The sequence below is a fragment of the Enterococcus sp. C46 genome (genome assembly GCF_040887565.1).
In the GTDB taxonomy this organism is placed as follows: Bacteria; Bacillota; Bacilli; order Lactobacillales; family Enterococcaceae; genus Enterococcus_B; species Enterococcus_B lactis.
Window position 1 is genome coordinate 1 of record NZ_JBFOGA010000042.1, and the last position, 277, is coordinate 277.

Genomic DNA, 277 nt, shown 5'->3' on the forward strand with positions numbered 1-277 from the left:
TCTATAATTTATTCTTTATTTTATAGATTGATAATAGTATAATGGCGGTATAGCCAAGTGGTAAGGCAGAGGTCTGCAAAACCTTCATCACCGGTTCAAATCCGGTTACCGCCTTAGTACTAATAAATCAACTTGCCGGCGTGGCGGAATTGGCAGACGCGCTGGACTCAAAATCCAGTGCCCGTTGAGGGCGTGCCGGTTCGACCCCGGCCGCCGGTATTGACTAAGATGTCTTCATCTTAGTTTTTTATTGAGAAATTAAATAACATCTTTTATG

At 43.0% G+C, this 277-nt stretch carries 2 tRNA genes; both read left to right on the forward strand.

What is annotated here, in order from left to right:
* Nucleotides 1-43 precede the first annotated feature (43 nt).
* Nucleotides 44-114, forward strand: a tRNA-Cys gene (locus tag AB3I27_RS14050).
* Nucleotides 115-134: 20 nt separating this feature from the next.
* Nucleotides 135-219: transfer RNA gene (locus AB3I27_RS14055), tRNA-Leu, on the forward strand.
* Nucleotides 220-277 lie beyond the last annotated feature (58 nt).